Origin of the sequence: Histophilus somni 2336 (assembly GCF_000019405.1) — a bacterium.
In the GTDB taxonomy this organism is placed as follows: domain Bacteria; phylum Pseudomonadota; class Gammaproteobacteria; order Enterobacterales; family Pasteurellaceae; genus Histophilus; species Histophilus somni.
Genome location: NC_010519.1, coordinates 1,370,480 through 1,386,435, shown reverse-complemented (window position 1 = coordinate 1,386,435; position 15,956 = coordinate 1,370,480). Strand labels below are relative to the sequence as shown.

16 protein-coding genes are annotated in these 15,956 nt (G+C 35.2%); 5 read left to right on the top strand and 11 right to left on the bottom strand.

Features of this window, described 5'->3' with window-relative positions; genetic code table 11:
• Positions 1–7: 7 nt before the first annotated feature.
• The 3 genes from HSM_RS06365 to yiaK form a co-directional block, all read right to left on the bottom strand.
• Positions 8–1,288: a TRAP transporter large permease subunit gene (locus HSM_RS06365; RefSeq protein ID WP_012340399.1), complete on the bottom strand. Its 1,281-nt coding sequence runs from the start codon at positions 1,286–1,288 to the stop codon at positions 8–10.
• Positions 1,285–1,767 carry a TRAP transporter small permease gene (locus tag HSM_RS06360; protein WP_012340398.1) on the bottom strand — a complete coding sequence of 161 codons (483 nt, stop codon included), beginning with the start codon at positions 1,765–1,767 and terminating at the stop codon, positions 1,285–1,287. The genes HSM_RS06365 and HSM_RS06360 overlap by 4 nt, the downstream gene beginning before the upstream one ends.
• A 104-nt stretch (positions 1,768–1,871) precedes the next feature.
• Positions 1,872–2,870, bottom strand: a complete 999-nt coding sequence (yiaK, locus tag HSM_RS06355) for a 3-dehydro-L-gulonate 2-dehydrogenase (protein ID WP_011608912.1) — start codon at positions 2,868–2,870, stop codon at positions 1,872–1,874.
• A gap of 222 nt (positions 2,871–3,092) precedes the next feature.
• Between yiaK and HSM_RS06350 the strand changes: the two genes are divergently transcribed.
• Positions 3,093–3,881: an IclR family transcriptional regulator gene (locus tag HSM_RS06350; RefSeq protein WP_012340397.1), complete on the top strand. Its 789-nt coding sequence runs from the start codon at positions 3,093–3,095 to the stop codon at positions 3,879–3,881.
• A 135-nt stretch (positions 3,882–4,016) separates the two neighbouring features.
• Here the strand turns inward: HSM_RS06350 and HSM_RS06345 are convergent, their stop codons facing one another.
• Complete coding sequence (locus tag HSM_RS06345; protein WP_012340396.1) at positions 4,017–5,234, bottom strand: ROK family protein; 1,218 nt, start codon at positions 5,232–5,234, stop codon at positions 4,017–4,019.
• Positions 5,235–5,436: 202 nt separating this feature from the next.
• Between HSM_RS06345 and asnS the strand changes: the two genes are divergently transcribed.
• Entirely contained in the window at positions 5,437–6,840 is a 1,404-nt protein-coding gene (gene asnS / locus HSM_RS06340; protein WP_012340395.1) for an asparagine--tRNA ligase, read from the top strand.
• A 72-nt stretch (positions 6,841–6,912) separates the two neighbouring features.
• Here the strand turns inward: asnS and HSM_RS06335 are convergent, their stop codons facing one another.
• The 7 genes from HSM_RS06335 to rbsK all read right to left on the bottom strand — a co-directional run bounded on the left by HSM_RS06335 (position 6,913) and on the right by rbsK (position 12,503).
• Positions 6,913–7,368 (bottom strand): ClpXP protease specificity-enhancing factor, encoded by a 456-nt coding sequence (locus HSM_RS06335; protein ID WP_012340394.1) that lies wholly within the window; start codon positions 7,366–7,368, stop codon positions 6,913–6,915.
• 7 nt (positions 7,369–7,375) lie between these two features.
• Positions 7,376–8,014, bottom strand: coding sequence for a stringent starvation protein SspA (gene sspA, locus HSM_RS06330; RefSeq protein WP_012340393.1), 639 nt, complete (start codon positions 8,012–8,014; stop codon positions 7,376–7,378).
• A 144-nt stretch (positions 8,015–8,158) separates the two neighbouring features.
• Positions 8,159–8,551: a 30S ribosomal protein S9 gene (rpsI, locus tag HSM_RS06325; RefSeq protein WP_011608906.1), complete on the bottom strand. Its 393-nt coding sequence runs from the start codon at positions 8,549–8,551 to the stop codon at positions 8,159–8,161.
• Positions 8,552–8,567: 16 nt separating this feature from the next.
• Positions 8,568–8,996 carry a 50S ribosomal protein L13 gene (gene rplM, locus HSM_RS06320; protein WP_012340391.1) on the bottom strand — a complete coding sequence of 143 codons (429 nt, stop codon included), beginning with the start codon at positions 8,994–8,996 and terminating at the stop codon, positions 8,568–8,570.
• A gap of 268 nt (positions 8,997–9,264) precedes the next feature.
• Positions 9,265–10,278 (bottom strand): aldose 1-epimerase family protein, encoded by a 1,014-nt coding sequence (locus HSM_RS06315; protein WP_012340390.1) that lies wholly within the window; start codon positions 10,276–10,278, stop codon positions 9,265–9,267.
• Position 10,279: 1 nt separating this feature from the next.
• Positions 10,280–11,572: an L-fucose:H+ symporter permease gene (gene fucP, locus HSM_RS06310; RefSeq protein WP_012340389.1), complete on the bottom strand. Its 1,293-nt coding sequence runs from the start codon at positions 11,570–11,572 to the stop codon at positions 10,280–10,282.
• A gap of 10 nt (positions 11,573–11,582) precedes the next feature.
• A complete protein-coding gene (gene rbsK, locus HSM_RS06305) occupies positions 11,583–12,503 on the bottom strand; it encodes a ribokinase (RefSeq protein ID WP_011608902.1) in 921 nt (306 codons plus the stop codon).
• 169 nt (positions 12,504–12,672) lie between these two features.
• Between rbsK and deoC the strand changes: the two genes are divergently transcribed.
• The 3 genes from deoC (at position 12,673) to tdeA (ending at position 15,619) form a co-directional block, all read left to right on the top strand.
• Complete coding sequence (deoC, locus tag HSM_RS06300) at positions 12,673–13,347, top strand: deoxyribose-phosphate aldolase (protein ID WP_011608901.1); 675 nt, start codon at positions 12,673–12,675, stop codon at positions 13,345–13,347.
• A gap of 24 nt (positions 13,348–13,371) precedes the next feature.
• Positions 13,372–14,103 (top strand): DNA-binding transcriptional repressor DeoR, encoded by a 732-nt coding sequence (gene deoR, locus HSM_RS06295; protein ID WP_011608900.1) that lies wholly within the window; start codon positions 13,372–13,374, stop codon positions 14,101–14,103.
• Positions 14,104–14,233: 130 nt separating this feature from the next.
• A complete protein-coding gene (tdeA, locus tag HSM_RS06290; protein WP_012340388.1) occupies positions 14,234–15,619 on the top strand; it encodes a toxin/drug exporter TdeA in 1,386 nt (461 codons plus the stop codon).
• Positions 15,620–15,956 lie beyond the last annotated feature (337 nt).

Genomic DNA, 15,956 nt, shown 5'->3' with positions numbered 1-15,956 from the left:
TGAAGATTTAAAGTTGTAACCAATTAAGTGGCATTAAAATTAAAGCAGGGAAGAAAATAAAGATAAAGAGCAACACAATCATCATCAATAAATAAGGAAGTATGCCCTTTGTCACTTGATCAAATGGCAATTTAGATACACCTGTAATGACATTAAGGACATTACCTACCGGTGGCGTAATTAAACCAATTGAAGTATTCAAAATAAAGAGCACACCAAAATAGATAGGGTTAATTCCTGCTTCCTCAACCAATGGCATTAATACCGGTGTGAGAATTAATACAGTAGGCGTAAGATCCATCACCATACCAATCAAAAAAACAAATAGCATTACGACAATAAGTAATAAAGTTGGTGTATCAATTAGTGGCTCTAACAATGCTGTCATCATATGTGGTAATTCAGCAATCGTGATTAACCAACCTGTAACTTGAGCAGCAGCAACGAGAAACATAACTACCGCAGTTGTTTTTGCCGCTGCGAGAAAAACTTGATAAAGTTGCTTGATTTTCAATTCCTTATATACAAAGAGTGCGACAAATAATGCATAAAATGCTGCAACAGCACCTGCTTCTGTTGGGGTAAAAATACCAGAACGGAAACCACCAATAATGATTACAGGTAACATTAATGCCCAAATACTATTTTTAAAGGAAGCACAAAGTTCTTCTTTTCTTGCCTTGGAAAAAGTCATTAAGCGAAGGTGCTTTGCTTGCCACCACCATAGGGCAGCTAAACAAATTCCCATTAGGATTCCCGGTACAATTCCCGCTAGAAACAGCTTAGTAATAGACACACCACTAGAGACTCCAAAGATAATAAACGGAATAGAAGGCGGGATAATAGGTGCAATAATACCAGCCGTACCAATCAAACCAGCCGAACGATCCAGCGGATAACCTGTTGTTTTCATCATAGGTAATAGCATCGCTGCCACCGCAGCGGTATCCGCAACAGCCGAACCTGACAAACTCGCCATAATCATCGCTGCAAGAATTGCAACAAAACCTAATCCTCCACATTTATGTCCTACTAATTTCATCGGCAAATCAATAATCCGTTTTGATAATCCCCCTTCATTCATAATTTCACCAGCTAAGATAAAGAATGGAATTGCCATTAAAGAAAAACTATCTGCACCACTCACGATTTGTTGTGCCAAAATTTGTGCATCAAATAAGTCTAAATACAACATTAATGCTATACCGCACAATAACAGAGAAAAGGCGACAGGAATACCTAATAAAATACCTCCTAATAAAGTGGAAAGAAAGATAATAACCGTCATTTGTTTTCTCCTTTTATCAAAGCACCAGCATTAGAAAAAAGTCGAATGATAAGTAGTATGGCAATAACTAAGCCTGTAATAAAACTAGCTAAATAAGTAATACCTGTTGGGATACCAGAAATAGGTGCCATATTAGTTAGATTAAGCTGAAATTGTATCCAGCCACCTGTAATTAAAAGATAACAGCAAAACAACATTAGGCTGTCCGTTAATAAGCGTAGAAAATTTCGCTGATGCTGAGATAAACGCTCGATAAAAATCGTAACATTAACATGACGATTTTCGTTAAAGGCTAAGATAGCACCAAGAAATGCCAACCAAACAAATAAGTAGCGTGAAACTTCTTCTGTAATATTGATACTGCTATTAAAGCCATAGCGTAGTACGACATTAAGGAATACCAAGCAAGACATCGTTGCTAAAATAATAACAACCAATGCTTCTAATAGTTTAGTTACGGTTAAACTAATCGATCTCATCATGCTACCTCTAATTCACATTTACCGTAATTTTAATAACAACTTTACGGGTTTAGTTGATTATTGATCAAAACAATGACCAGAGAACAAGTATTCCTTATAGGTTATAGGGATTTAATTTTTTCCCAAACAGAATCATCGACCGGAATACCATGAATTTTATTTTCAGCACGAACTGCCGCAAATTTATGACCCGGTAGGCGTATTGCAACATCAGCATCTACTCGTTCAGCTGTTTTCACATAGTCCATGATTTTATTAAGTTTCTCATCTTTTGTTTTACCATCAATTAAACGATCTACTTCAATAGCAATGAAGATTTGTGAAACACAATATTCATCATCTTTTTCTTCGGTAACTTCTGCAACAGATAAACCATTAGATAGTATGGTTGCAATCATATCTAGAACAATAGATAAACCTGATCCTTTCCAAAATCCCATAGGTAATAAGCGACGATTTTTTTCAACAGTACCGGGATCACGAGTTAAATTACCTTCATCATCAAATCCGGCATCAACAAATGTTTGTTGACCCGCTAAACGATGAACTTCTAACATACCGTAAGAATACATAGAACAAGACATATCAACCATTGTTATAGGGTTGGTCGGTACAGCAATAATCAATGGATTAGTGCCAATACGACATTCTTTTGCTCCCCATGGCGGCATGACTGCAATTGAATTAGTCCAGCAAATTCCTATATAACCTTTTTCAGCTGCTTGCCAACCGTAGCCACCGCCTCGCATCCAATGGTTTGCATTTTTAAGAGCTACAACGCCAATGCCAAATTGATCCGCAATTTCCATGGCTCGATCCATCATTTTTTTTGCCGTGATATTACCAATCGCTTGATGAGCATCCCATTGTTCAATCGCACCTAAAGAAAGAACTTTAGTCGGAATCGCTTCCGGTACAATATCTCCTTTTTCCAGTTGAGAAATAAAACGAGGAAACCGGTTCACCCCATGAGAATATACTCCTGACTCAGTTGTATCTGCAAATATAGTCGCACATTCTTCAGCAATGTCTTCACGAACATTTCTTGCAAGTAATATACGTTTAAATTCTTGTTTGAGTATTTCGTAGCTGACTTTCATGTTTTAACCTCATTACGCCAATCTTTATTTCATATATTGAAACGATATTTTAAAAAATTATAGTCTGAATAAAATTTGTATGCAAATGAAAATAAGAAATAAAAGTTTTTATAAATCATATAGATATAAATTTTTTTATTTTTTGTGATCAAGATCTCATTTTTATTTTATCGATATATCACTAAAATAAAACTAACCAAAAAAGCTATTTAGGAATAAAAAATGAAAGAAGAGAATAAAAATAAACAAGCTAGCAGCAACCAAAGTTTAATTAAGGGTTTATTACTAATTGATATTTTGAGCAATTTCCCTAATGGTTGTCCATTAGCTAAACTATCTGAATTATCTAATCTAAATAAAAGTACAACATATCGTATGCTACAAACACTACAAACCTGTGGTTATGTCAAACCTACCAATACAATTGGTACATATCGTTTAACAATGAAGTGTTTAACGATTGGGCAAAAAACCTTGAGTTCACTTAATATATTAAATATTACATCCCCTTACTTAGAGCAACTTAATTTGAATACAGGTGAAACAGTCAATTTATCTATGCGTGATCATCATCATGCTGTAATGATTTATAAACTTGAACCAACAACAGGTATGATGCGTACACGAGCGTATATTGGTCAGCGTTTAGAACTTTATTGTTCAGCTATGGGAAAAATTTTTATGGCATACGAAAAGAGACACATTCTAGATGATTATTGGGAGAAAAATCAAACGAATATTACAAAATTAACAGCTAATACAATTGTAACACTGAGTGCTATGGAGCTGGAGTTAAATAAGATTCGAGAATTAGGGTATGCCGTAGATAATGAAGAAAATGAAACAGGCGTAACTTGTTTAGCTTGCCCGATATTTGACATCAATAGCAATGTAATCTACTCCGTATCAATTTCTCTATCAACTGCACGTTTAAACCAAATCGGCAAAGATATATTGCTCATGCATCTCAAACAAACAGCACAATCCATTTCAAAAGAGCTGGGGGCGTAAATTCGCTACCCCAAAAGCCTTTAACTCTTAAAAGTTAAAAGTCTTGCTATGATACTTTCAGCTGAAACCTTTATTTATAGTCAAGCAATCAAAAATGCTTTCTAACGCCTTTTTGACAGCTAAGTGAAGAAAATTTTAATATTTTTCCATATAAACTAACAAACTACCATCATAAATCTTTTGTTTAATAGCAGCAGCAATAACTTCATGACTATTCCATTCATACTGGCTCGTCATTACTTCACATATTTTTGAATTATGCAAATAATGTGCTAAACGCTGATTTATTTGATTAAGGAAAACATGTTTGACGGATAGCAAACGAGAAGTAAACATAATTTTCTCAGGTGAAAAAAGATTAACTAAATTGGATAAGATGTATGCAATAATATCGGCTATGTTAGCTAAAATTTCTAATGCTAAAGGATCTTTAAGCTGTGCTTTTTTACATAAAAAATTGATCTTTTCTGTCGTGTTAATTAAATTATTATTTGGATAATACAGATCTATAAATTGACAAAATGCTTTATAAGTCAATTGATTATGTATTTGATATCGCTCAAGCTCAAATAAATGTTGATTGATCTTATCTTGCATTGGATAAAGGCGAGGAACAATAATTTGGTCAATATTCATACAAGTTTTATGATCACTCTGTAGAATACCCCCTTTTGATAAAACACTCAAATTAATGACTTCATCAATTTGCAAGAAAATCACATCATCATATCCTATTACGCTTCCTAATGTGCTTTCCGCTAATAACCAAGTTTCAAAATATTCCGTTACAATAATCGGTATATCAAAATAGCCTGCAAATAAAGATGTTAGATCCACATTTAATTCGATCTCCCCCAAACGTTGCAGAAAACCAGACAAATGGTGTAGTTTACCCGCCACTGCAATAGAAAAAGTAATCGGACGACTCAATTTAGTCCCAACTTTTGATAAAAAATCCTCAAAATAGCAAGGCAACATTTGTTCTAATGAAGATAAATCAGAAAGATCAAGAGGATAAACTTCTTGGGCTATTGTTGTGCCATCCAGCTCACATAGCAAAATATCAAAATGATCGTATGTCAGTGTTGCACAAAGAGATTGCCAGTAAAATGGTGAGACACATAATCCAACTGCTGGACGACCACGATTTTCCGTATTTTGTACCGCTCTTTCAATCACCAATTTTTTTTCTATAAGTTCTCTAGTTAAGGAGGTGATAGTTGCAGGAGCCAGTTGAGATAACTTGGATAAATCAATACGTGAAATTTCTTCAAATTGTTCAATTAAGCGATAAATTTTGCCTAGCTGCTTCATTCTCAGAGGTAATTTATCCTCTTTTCTCACTTTTGCCATATTTTCTACCTGTTCTACCTGATTATTTTAATTCATAAAATTGTTCATTTATACCAAGAAATTTTCCTAATAAACAAGGGACTTATATAAATTATGTGTGCTATCTCACAAAAACAAAAAGTTCCGATACATTTTGGTAATTTTAATGAGTTACGGTAAAATGACTAATTTTTACAATTATAAAAACTGATTTGAGGTTTATATGACAAAAATTGCATCTGTGGCTAATATTCTAAAAGGAAAAATCACGGTCGGTGAAACTGTAACAGTACGTGGTTGGATTCGCACTCGTCGGGATTCTAAAGCAGGACTATCTTTCTTAGCTATTTACGATGGTTCTTGCTTTGATCCTATCCAAGCTATTGTAAATAATGATATTGAGAACTATGAAACGGAAATTTTACGTTTAACTACCGGTTGTTCCGTTGTTGTCACTGGAAAAATTGTCGAGTCTCCTGCTGAAGGACAAGCTGTTGAATTACAAGCCGATAAAATTGAAGTTTCCGGTTGGGTTGATGATCCTGAAACTTATCCAATGTCTGCAAAACGCCATAGTATCGAATATTTACGTGAAGTGGCACACTTGCGTCCACGCACTAATATCATTGGTGCAGTAGCTCGTGTTCGTCATTGCTTAGCTCAAGCTATTCATCGTTTTTTCCATGAACAAGGTTTCTACTGGGTAGCAACACCATTGATCACAGCTTCTGATACTGAAGGTGCCGGTGAGATGTTCCGTGTATCAACTTTGGACCTAGAAAATCTGCCTCGCACAGATAAAGGTGCGGTTGATTTTAGCCAAGATTTTTTTGGTAAAGAGTCTTTTCTAACGGTATCGGGCCAATTAAATGGTGAAAGTTATGCTTGTGCATTAAGCAAAATCTATACTTTTGGTCCGACATTCCGTGCAGAAAATTCAAATACAACGCGTCATTTAGCTGAATTTTGGATGGTTGAACCTGAGATTGCTTTTGCAACTTTAGCTGACAATGCAAAATTAGCAGAAGATATGCTGAAATATGTTTTCCGTGCGGTATTAAATGAACGTGAAGATGACTTAAAATTCTTTGAAAAGCATGTTGATAAAAATGTAATTACTCGCTTAAAAGATTTCATCAATTCAGACTTTGCTCAAATAGACTATACTGATGCGATTGATATTCTGTTAAAATCCGGTAAAGCGTTTGAATTTCCTGTATCTTGGGGAATTGATTTATCTTCTGAGCATGAGCGTTATTTAGCCGAAGAATACTTCAAATCGCCGGTTGTAGTTAAAAACTATCCTAAAGATATAAAAGCTTTCTATATGCGTTTGAATGATGATGGTAAAACAGTCGCTGCAATGGATGTTCTGGCCCCCGGAATTGGTGAAATTATCGGCGGTTCTCAACGCGAAGAACGTTTAGAAGTGCTTGACAAACGCATAGCAGAAATGGGACTAAAAGCTGAAGATTATTGGTGGTATCGTGATTTACGACGTTATGGAACAGTTCCACATGCAGGTTTTGGATTAGGTTTTGAGCGTTTAATTGTTTATGTTACAGGCGTGCAAAATATTCGTGACGTAATTCCATTCCCTCGCACACCTCGTAATGCAAATTTCTAACTACAAGAATTGATTAAATTACTTTTCATAAAAAAACCGCACTTTAAGTGCGGTTCAAAAAATTGCTTTAGTTTATTTCACAATACGCAAATGTGATGTTCCTTTCTGTGTTTTTGTTTCAGTTTTTTTCACTTTCTTTTGATCAACTGCTTCAGCAAAACCTAAAGGCTGTTCATCAACACTGTCAATATTTAATTCATCATAAAATGCTTCCGGTTCAAACATGACTCCATCGCCATTTTCTCGTGCATAAATAGCTAATGCCGCTCCCATAGGAATATAAATATCTCTAGATACCCCCTGAAAACGAGCACTAAACTGAATTGCCTCATTATTCAGCAATAAATTACCTGTCGCATTTGCAGATAAATTCAAAACAATTTGACCATCTTTGACATACTCAACAGGAACCTTTACACCTGAATAAGTTGCATTTACAACAAGATAAGGAGTTAAGTCGTTATCAATCAACCAATCATAATAGGCTCTTAATAAATAGGGACGTTTAGGTAAAAATTTATACGACATATTAATCCTATTTATCCTCCATTAAATTTTTAGGTGTCATTTCACCAACAGATTGTAAAAATGAATCACGTTGAAACACTCGCTCCATATAAGATTTAATCGCTTTACTGCCTGTGCCTGTAAATACAACACCAAGTTGCTGCATTCGCCATAATAACGGCGCAATATAGCAATCAACTAAACTGAATTCTTCGCTCATAAAATAAAGTGACTGGCCAAATACAGGTGCTATTGCCAAGATTTCTTCTTTTAATTGTTTCAATGCAATAGCTCTTTCACTCTCTGAACCTTTTTCTGCTTTTTCTAATACAGGATACCAATCTTGTTCAATACGTAACATTAATAAACGGCTTTTACCACGAGAAACCGGATAAACCGGCATCAATGGAGGGTGCGGAAAACGCTCATCTAAATATTCCATAATGATACGAGAGTTGAATAAAACTAAATCACGATCAACCAAAGTAGGAATTGTGCCATAGGGATTTAATTCCATTAAATCTTCTGATATAGATTCAGAATCAACTATTTCTGTTGCATAAGCAACACCTTTTTCAGCTAAAACAATACGAACCTGATGGCAATAAATATCAACCTTATCTAAAAAAAGAGTCATTATTGAACGTTTATTCGCAGCGCTTGTCATCTTTTCCTCCGACGACTTGAAAATTAATAAAGACTTTCCATTCTACCATAAATGAAAAGGCAATGCATAAGCCTCAATCATAATTTACCGACAAAATAAGAAAAAAAATTGCAAGCCATTTGGCTTGCAATTTTGTATATGAAATTAACGTTTTGAGTATTGTGGACGGCGACGTGCTTTGTGTAAGCCGATTTTCTTACGTTCAACACGGCGAGCATCACGAGTAACAAAACCAGCCGCACGCAATGCAGGACGTAGTGTTTCATCATACTCAATTAATGCACGAGTTATACCATGGCGAATTGCACCCGCTTGACCGGAAATACCACCACCTTTAACTGTGACGTATAAATCTAATTTATCAGTTAATTCAACCAATTCTAACGGTTGGCGTACGATCATACGAGATGTTTCACGACCGAAATATACGTCCAACTCACGTTGGTTGATAACAATTTTACCACTGCCCGGTTTGATAAATACACGAGCTGAAGAGCTTTTGCGGCGACCTGTGCCGTAGTTTTGATTCTCTGCCATTTTCCTAACCTCGTGATTAAATATCTAGAACTTGTGGTTGTTGTGCTGCATGGTTATGTTCTGAACCTGCATACACTTTTAATTTACGGAACATTGCTCGACCTAACGGACCCTTTGGCAACATACCCTTAACTGCAATTTCAATCACTGCTTCCGGACGGCGTGCAATCATTTCTTTGAAAGTCGCTTGTTTAATACCACCTACATAGCCAGTATGCCAGTAGTAAAGTTTATCAGTTTCTTTATTACCTGTTACTGCAACTTTTTCTGCATTGATAACAACGATATAATCACCCGTATCAACATGCGGAGTATACTCAGCTTTATGTTTACCACGAAGGCGACGAGCTAACTCAGCCGCTAAGCGACCTAAAGTTTTACCTGTCGCATCCACTACATACCAGTCACGTTTAACCGTTTCCGGTTTTGCTACAAAAGTTTTCATTAATTAATTACCAATAAAATAATATTAATACCCAGTGCTTATTAAACTTAAGCACAACCATCAATCTTAATCTCCACCCCTTCGAGTGTGATCTTGATAAAATAATGTGCGGTGGGAAATCCGACACATTCACAGGGTCCGGCGATTATACAAGAGATTTTTATAAAAGCCAATTTTTTTAAACATTTCATTAGGATATTTTAACTAAATATACATTTAGCAATGCCGTTAAACTTTTGTCAACCGTATTTATGTTGTTCGCTATATGTTATTCAATACCTGTTATGACACTAAAATACCGCATTTCTTTTGGTTTTAGCATAATTAATGAGCCATTATTTTGAGCTGCCAAAAATCCTTCCGGACGACAGGTTGCAGGTAAGACAAAAGCACCCACTTGCTGATCGGCATTATATAAAATCCAGCGTGTTGCATAATTGAATTGTGCTGACGAGAATTTTACCAAATAATTATGACCTTTCGGGGAGTGCATACGATATTCAAGTTGTGACTGATATTGTTGCAAATTATCCATAAAAAACACTATCTCCGGATTATACATTTCATCATTTTCCAACGATGACAGTGTATAATTCCCTTTCTTAATCTCCTCATTAAACGATAGCCATTGCGGTGTCGGTTTCACATGAGCCGGAATAGTTTGGCGTAATTGCACCGCACTTTCAGGGATATTTTGGCTGAATGTTGCACCATGTTCATAGCAATAATTCATATGACACATATACTGTAACGGCATATCAACACTGGCAAGGTTTGTCACTGCCATATTGATATTAAATAATGTACTGTCAGCAGATAATATCACCTCCGGTCTAGCTGAATAATGCTCACCGAAACCTTTCACATATTCAACTTCACCACCAATCCCTAATTTGTCATCTTCAATAATCAACCAAGCCTTATCCATTACGGCACAAGGCATTTCACCATGCAAAGGATGCTCGTCTTTTGGACTTGGGCAACCATTACGAATTAAGCCTGAATGGAAAGCAAAACACCCGTAGGTATCAATAATAGTTGTTCCCCGCTTAGGTTCGTTGAACATATTTTTCATTGTGAGAGTTTGTCCGTTAAATTGAACGTCCCAAATGATTTGCCCATAAAAAGGTAAAACAATTAGAAAACCTTTACTATTGATCAGTTTGACCGCCTCAATACCGGATTGATATTGAAATGCGACCGCACTTAGCTTTTCATTTTTAAAAATAAGTTGTTCTTTATCTGTAAATTGTGATTTAGATAAATAAAGGTAGCTTTTCATACTATTTCTCCTTGTTTTCTTTTAATTTTCCATAAAAATAATAGCCAACATAAGCAAAACAGAATAAAGGTACAATAAATGCAAGTTGGAGAGATCCTAATGTATCTGAGACATAACCGTGAATTGCGGGAACAACAGCTGCACCGATAATAGACATGACGACAACAGCCCCACCCACTTCTCTATGCTCTTGCTTAACAGTATCCAGTACGGAGGCATAGATTGTTGCCCAGCAAGGACCAAACAACAAACTGGCGAAAATAGCCGCATAAACAGCAGAAAAATCATGAACAAAAGAGGTATAAGCTAGAGTGATCACACCTAAAATGGAATACCAAAGTAAAACGAGATCTGACTTAAATTTAGTCATTAAGAAATTAGCGACAAATTTGCCAATAAAGAATCCAATAAAGCTATAAATCATAAAATTTGAGGCTTCACGTTCATTCATATCACTTAAATTGAGTGCCAAACGAATAGTAAATGACCATACGGCAACTTGCATACCAACGTAGAGAAATTGAGCAACAATTCCCTTTTTAAATTTTGTATTACTTGCTAGATATTTTAGCGTATCGGTAAATTTCACTTCTGATTTACCTGTTTGTGTAACTGCTTTACATTTAGGAAAAGAGGTAATTACGAATAAAAAAGTAACCGCAATCAATATGAAGATTAAGTATTTATATGGCGATAACGTATGTTCTAACATTGATAATTTAAATGAATGCAACTGTTCCGGTGTCATTCCTACCATTCGTTCTTCAAGACTGGCACCTTCTTGGAAGATGAGGTATTTACCTAATAAAATACCTGAAATAGCACCAACTGGATAGAAAGTCTGGCTTATATTTAATCTCAATGTTGCATGATCTTTATGTCCAATCATTGAACTATAAGTATTCGCAGAGGTTTCCAAGAAACTTAACCCAATCGCAATAGAGAAAATAGCCACTAAAAACATTGTGTATGTTGCCATATGCGAGGCTGGATAGAACAGTGAACAACCACCGATATATAGCATTAAGCCAATTAAAATAGCAATTTTATAGCTGGTTTTTTTGATCACCAATGATGCAGGTATCGCAATTAAAAAATATCCTCCATAAAATGCACTTTGTACTAAAGCACTGGCAAAATCACTCAGCGTAAATACACTTTTAAACTGAGTGATTAAAATATCATTTAAGCTGGCTGCTGCTCCCCAAAGTGGGAATAAACAAGAAAGCAAAATAAATTGGAAAATAGGTGTTTTATTGAGATAACCATCGGGCATTTGTTGAATATTTTTCATACCATACTCCTTATTTTAACGATTGTAGAAATTGTTCGAATTGTGCTTTATCCGGATAAGAAGATTGCGTACCTTGTCCGGTTACACTATAGGCTGAATAGGCTGATGCCATTTGCATTGCTTGTTTGACATCATTAGTTTGTATATAAAAATGTGCAAAACAACCAATGAAAGCATCTCCAGCACCACTAGTATCAATAGCATTAACTTTGTGCGAGGAAACATGTGTTACCTGATCCCGATGAAACCAAACCGATCCTTTTTCGCCTAAAGTCACAATCAGATTTTTTAATCCTTTCAAAAATAAGCTATTAGCTGCTGCTTGAATCTGTTCCATATTGTCAACTGGCATACCGGTTAGAATTTCCAATTCAGTTTCATTCGGCATAAAGAAATCACATTTACAAGCATAACTAATGTCTAATTCCTTACTTGCAGGAGCAGGATTAAGAATGACTGGAATTTGATGTTTATTGGCAAAATCAATTGCGTAATAAACTGTTTCTAAAGGAATTTCCAGTTGTAAAATAAGCAGCTTGCAGTTTTTCAACTGAACTTCAGCATGATCAATATCTGCCGGTTTCAAGTAAGAATTCGCACCTTTAATAATTAAAATGCGATTTTGTGAAGAACGATCAACAAAAATAGGGGCTACACCACTCGATACACCCACCACTTTTTCGACAAAATCGGTATTCACACCATATTGCTTGAAATTATTAATAGTATTATCTGCAAATACATCATCACCAACCTTAGTCATCATCATTACTGATGCACCTAATTTAGCGGCTGCAATAGCTTGATTTGCTCCCTTTCCGCCACAACCCATTTTAAAATCATGAGCTTCTAGCGTTTCACCCATTTTCGGCATATCATTAATATAGCTAATTAAATCCACCATATTTGAGCCAATGACTGCAATATCCATAATGTTTTTCTCCGTAATAAATGTTATAATTCTCACAAAATTCATTTTATTCAGTATATAAAATTAAAAATGTTAAAAAAGTGATCAAAGTCACAGTTTTTAATTTTTTTTGCAGTATCATATAAAAAAGTGAAAATAATCACATAAACCTAAAATAAGGAGGATATTTATGCAATCTTATGACATTGCTCAATTCATTGACCATACAGCATTAACTGCGGAGAAAACAGAACAGGATATACTAGATCTTTGTAACGAAGCGATTGAACATAATTTCTTTTCTGTTTGTATTAATTCAGGTTATATTCCGCTAGCAAGACAAAAATTACAAAATACAAATGTTAAAATATGCACAGTAGTTGGATTTCCATTAGGTGCTAATTTATCTACTGTAAAAGCTTTTGAAGCTAAAGAAGCAATAAAAGCCGGTGCAACGGAAATAGACATGGTGATTAACATTGGTTGGATTAAATCAAATCAGTGGGAATCCGTAAAAGCAGACATTCAAGCTGTTTTAGCTGCTTGTGAAGGTGCTTTACTTAAAGTTATTTTGGAAACTTGCTTGTTAACCAAAGAGGAAATTATCACTGCTTGTAAGATTTGTCGTGAACTGGGGGTCGGATTTGTTAAAACATCAACCGGTTTCAATAAAGGCGGTGCAACGGTTGAAAATATCGCACTAATGCGTCAAGTGGTTGGAGAAAATATCGGTGTCAAAGCTTCAGGTGGTGTGCGTGATACTAAAACCGCAATTGAAATGATTAAAAATGGTGCGACAAGAATTGGATCAAGTTCAGGGATTGCTATTATTAACGGTTTAACAGACAATAACGCTATTTATTAACCGTTTTAATTAATAGAGCCTGTTATGGATAAGAAAATACAATCACGTATTCAAAAATTAGACTTTTTGCTCAAACAAATGGATAAAATTCACTTGCGTGATGCTGCCACTATTTTAAATGTATCGGAAATGACAATTCGCCGTGATTTGGCTTCAGATACAGGCTCAGTTGTTTTACTTGGTGGCTATATTGTCAAAAATCCACAAAAAAACACCGATAACAGCTACCAAATTTTTGAACAAGAAACAAAGCATATTGCCGAAAAAATGGAAGTGGGTCGCATTGCGGCTAATTTCATTAAAGACGGCGATGTGTGTTTTTTTGACTGTGGTTCAACAATTCCTTTCGTCGCCTCACAAATCGATCCTGCCATTAAATTCACCGCACTTTGCTGTTCAATTAATACCTTTATGGTGTTACAAGATAAACCTCATTGTGAAGTCATTTTGTGCGGTGGAAATTATTCAAAGAATAACTCTTTTTTAATTCCTATTCAGCTAACTAATGAACTGGATGCAATTTGCACAACAAAAGCGTTCATCTCAGCTGCAGGGATTGATGTAAATAAAGGCGTAACTTGCTTTAATTTTGATGAAGTAAAAACAAAACAAAAAGCAATGGAGAAAACCGAGCAAGCTATTTTGGTAATTGATTCATCAAAAATAAATCAAGTTCAAAAAGCTTATATTGATAAGATAGATAAATTTGACATAATCGTATGTGATCAGGAACTACCAAGCCATTTTTTAAAGTAAATATACCTTCAAAAAGGCATCTAAATTAAACTCAATTTCCTCTCTGACACATGAATAAAAGCATGATAAAATTTGCAGAAAATGCGGAAAAAAAGACCGCACTTTTCTGCTTACAAGATAAGGAAAACTTATGTTAAAACTTTCTAAAATGACGTTTGCAATAGTGGTGTCTAATATATTAATCGGTTGTGCAAATATTGATGACAGTTACCATGCAACATTACAAGATTTTCAGCAATATGAAGCATTGACTCAACAATATAACATTCAGGAAAATTGGTGGACACAATATAATGACGAACCGCTTAACCAACTGGTGAAACAAGCTTTGGAAAATAATAAAGATCTTGCCAAAGCCACTATTGCAGTAAACACGGCTCTGTACAATGCCAATTTGGTTGCGGCGGATTTAGTACCAAATTTCACACGCCAAACAGGCGTTAATTCTTCAGCCGCCAAAAATATTAACACAGGGAGTAACTCTAAAATTACTCACGGCGGTTCACTCAATATTAGCTACACCCTAGATTTATGGCAACGTTTAGCCGATAAAACCTCTGCTGCAAAATGGACACATTCCGCTACGCAACAAGATTTACAAGCAACAAAACTCTCTCTGATCAACTCAGTTGTCACAACTTACTATCAACTTGCCTATTTAAATGATGCCATTGCAGTAACAAACCAAACGATTAATTATTACTCAAAAATTAGTCGAATTATGCAAAATAAATTCAACCAAGGTATGGCAGATCGGGCAAGTACAGATCAATCACAACAATCAATTCTTAAGGCTCGTAATAATCTGATTAATTATCAAACACAAAAAAAACGTGCCGAAACTACCCTGCGTAATTTGCTTAACTTAAAACCGAATGAAGATTTAAACATCAAAACACCACATATCTTGGAAGTCAAAAGTGCAGAGGTAAATTTGGATATTCCATTATCAACCATTGCCAATCGTCCGGATATTAAAGGCTCTTTATATCGCCTCAATAGTGCATTTAAAAATGCGAAAGCAATGCAAAAAAGTTGGTTTCCATCAATCACACTGGGAGCAGGATTATCATCAAGCGGTAATAAAATTGACAATGCTTTCAACATACCGATTGCGACAGGAACGGTAGGCATAAACTTACCTTTCTTAAATTGGAATACAGTAAAATGGAATGTTAAAATTTCTGAGGCAGCTTATGAAAATGCAAAACTGAATTTTGAACAAAACATCACCAAAGCTCTAAATGAAATAGACAACCTCTATTTCTCTTATACCCAAGCAAAAGAAAATGTTGCAAATTTACAAGAGACTTACCGTTACAACAAACGTATTACGCAATATTACAAAAACCGCTATGATGCCGGTATCGCAGAATTAATAGAATGGCTTAATGCAGCTAATATGGAAAATGCCTCTCAATTAGCCATTCTGAATGCGAAATACAGTTTAATTCAAAGTCAAAATGCGATTTACAGTGCGATGGGCGGATATTATTCTACTAATTCCTCCCGCTAAATTAAGAGACTAGCATTCCTCTTTTTTACGCAAAACACTTTCAATGAACTTTCAGAACTACTCTCCAATGAATATCATTGGAGTTCAACCAAATGAAAGAAAAGGTAAAAAAAATCTTAACGGATTAAACGTTACTTATAAGCCACAAGCCAAAACTATCATCATAGCTTCTCGCTTTCTACATAACCCAAAATTTCCCAATCCAACCCGCACTTTTTGTTAAAAAGTGCGGGCTTTTTTTACTTTTTTTACTTGTACTTCTCACTTTTTTGCTTCTTATCTTCATTTTTTACTTTTTTTATCTTTTTTCACATTTTTTCATTTTTTTATTGACAGT

Bases quoted from the DNA above. Each gene is read 5' to 3' on its own strand.
- rplM (WP_012340391.1), bottom strand. From the start codon at position 8,996: ATGAAAACTTTTGTAGCAAAACCGGAAACGGTTAAACGTGACTGGTAT.
- tdeA (WP_012340388.1), top strand. From the start codon at position 14,234: ATGTTAAAACTTTCTAAAATGACGTTTGCAATAGTGGTGTCTAATATA.
- asnS (WP_012340395.1), top strand. From the start codon at position 5,437: ATGACAAAAATTGCATCTGTGGCTAATATTCTAAAAGGAAAAATCACG.
- deoC (WP_011608901.1), top strand. From the start codon at position 12,673: ATGCAATCTTATGACATTGCTCAATTCATTGACCATACAGCATTAACT.
- yiaK (WP_011608912.1), bottom strand. From the start codon at position 2,870: ATGAAAGTCAGCTACGAAATACTCAAACAAGAATTTAAACGTATATTA.
- sspA (WP_012340393.1), bottom strand. From the start codon at position 8,014: ATGACAAGCGCTGCGAATAAACGTTCAATAATGACTCTTTTTTTAGAT.
- deoR (WP_011608900.1), top strand. From the start codon at position 13,372: ATGGATAAGAAAATACAATCACGTATTCAAAAATTAGACTTTTTGCTC.
- HSM_RS06350 (WP_012340397.1), top strand. From the start codon at position 3,093: ATGAAAGAAGAGAATAAAAATAAACAAGCTAGCAGCAACCAAAGTTTA.
- HSM_RS06345 (WP_012340396.1), bottom strand. From the start codon at position 5,234: ATGGCAAAAGTGAGAAAAGAGGATAAATTACCTCTGAGAATGAAGCAG.
- HSM_RS06360 (WP_012340398.1), bottom strand. From the start codon at position 1,767: ATGAGATCGATTAGTTTAACCGTAACTAAACTATTAGAAGCATTGGTT.
- HSM_RS06315 (WP_012340390.1), bottom strand. From the start codon at position 10,278: ATGAAAAGCTACCTTTATTTATCTAAATCACAATTTACAGATAAAGAA.
- HSM_RS06335 (WP_012340394.1), bottom strand. From the start codon at position 7,368: ATGTCGTATAAATTTTTACCTAAACGTCCCTATTTATTAAGAGCCTAT.
- HSM_RS06365 (WP_012340399.1), bottom strand. From the start codon at position 1,288: ATGACGGTTATTATCTTTCTTTCCACTTTATTAGGAGGTATTTTATTA.
- rbsK (WP_011608902.1), bottom strand. From the start codon at position 12,503: ATGGATATTGCAGTCATTGGCTCAAATATGGTGGATTTAATTAGCTAT.
- rpsI (WP_011608906.1), bottom strand. From the start codon at position 8,551: ATGGCAGAGAATCAAAACTACGGCACAGGTCGCCGCAAAAGCTCTTCA.
- fucP (WP_012340389.1), bottom strand. From the start codon at position 11,572: ATGAAAAATATTCAACAAATGCCCGATGGTTATCTCAATAAAACACCT.